The organism is Mesorhizobium sp. CNPSo 4670 (assembly GCF_057784235.1).
In genome coordinates, this window is sequence record NZ_JBWJFQ010000060.1 from 1 (window position 1) to 1,592 (window position 1,592).

The 1,592-nt window shown below is 57.0% G+C and carries 2 protein-coding genes; both read right to left on the reverse strand.

Annotation, left to right across the window (positions count from 1 at the left end; genetic code table 11):
• Positions 1-797: alpha-ketoacid dehydrogenase subunit beta (locus AC0ZT5_RS35040; protein WP_488500152.1), on the reverse strand; the 797-nt coding region annotated here is incomplete at its 3' end.
• A gap of 6 nt (positions 798-803) precedes the next feature.
• Positions 804-1,592: thiamine pyrophosphate-dependent dehydrogenase E1 component subunit alpha (locus AC0ZT5_RS35045; protein WP_488500153.1), on the reverse strand; the 789-nt coding region annotated here is incomplete at its 5' end.

The window sequence follows — 1,592 nt, forward strand, 5'->3', positions numbered from 1 at the left end:
AACCGTCCGGTCTTGGCGACTGACGTTTTGAAGGCCTCATGATCGAGCGGCTTCAACGTACGTGGATCGATCACTTCGACCGAAATGCCTTCCTCGGCGAGCGCGCTGACCGCTTCCATCGTCGGCTGAATGACACCGGCAACAGCGATAAGGGTTACGTCTTCTCCTTCGCGCTTCACATCCGCTTTGCCAATCGGGATTAGATGATCCGGGTCTGTGGTCACATCGCCCTTCACCGGCCACAGGCAGGTGTCTTCGAAAACCATTACCGGATCACCGTCGCGAATGGCGGTTTTCATGAGCCCCTTGATGTCGGCGGCGCTTGTCGGGCTGATGATCTTGAGGCCAGGCACATTCATAAAGAACGGATAAGGCCGGTCGGTATGCTGCGCCGCTAGGGACCCCAGCGAGTACATACAGCAGCGAAACACGATTGGAATGTCGATCTGACCTCCGGTCATATACCGCAATTTCGAGGCCTGGTTGATGATTTGGTCCGAGGCGAGATAAACGAAGTTGGAAACCGAGAGGTCTACGATCGGTCGCAATCCGTTGATGGCAGCCCCAATTCCGATGCCGGTGAAACTGTCTTCCGAAATCGGCGTGCTCCAAATCCGGTTCTTGCCAAACCGCTCAATAAGTTTGGCACCGCCATGAACCGAGAGCTCCTCTCCCATCAGGACGACGCGCTCATCACGATCCATTTCCTCCATCTGCGCCTGCACCAGAGCTTCAAAATAGGTCATCTGAATATGGGCCCCGGGGGTTGAGGCAAGCTGGTGGGCATCATTTGCCATGTGGAACTAATTCCTCTCCAGCCCAGCCACAGAACCGTGATGGCCTGCAAGGGGCGAGTTGAACATGTAATCGGGTAAGGTTTCGGGCCGAGGCGGGGGGCTGTCTAGACCAAATTCTACAGCCTGCTTCACGGCTTCGACGACTTCATCCTCGATTGCTTGCAGACTCTTTTCATTTATGCCTTCACCGAGGAGCACAGTGCGATAAAGCAAGATCGGATCGCGGTTGCGTCTATGCGTCTCGACTTCTTCAACCGATCGATAAGGCTCCCCCGGTATCGCCAAGCCGAACATGTGCTCATCGAACCGATAGGTGTTAGCCACTATTAGGGTGGGGCCCTCGCCCGCGCGTGCTCGCGCGACGGCCTCTGCCGCAGCTTCATAGACGGCGTCCACACACTGCCCGTCAACCGTTACCCCTGGCATCCCATAACTCGCCGCCCTCAGCGCAATGTCCGGCTGCCCGTGGCTTTGCGCCACCGAGGTGATCATTGCATAGCCGTTGTTCTCGCAAAGATAGATGACCGGAAGCTTCCAAAGCGACGCCATGTTGAGACTCTCATGGAAGGTGCCCTGGTTCACCGCCCCATCGCCGAAGAAGCAAAGGGTAACCTGATCGACACCGCGCAACTTGGCGCTGAACGCACACCCTGTGGCAAGAGGAATGCCTCCTCCGACGATACCCGATTCACCGATGATCCCGACCGAATTGTCTGCAACGTGCATTGAACCGCCGCGCCCCTTGCAAATGCCGCCCGCCTTTCCCATCAGCTCGGCCATGAGCGTGTTCAGATC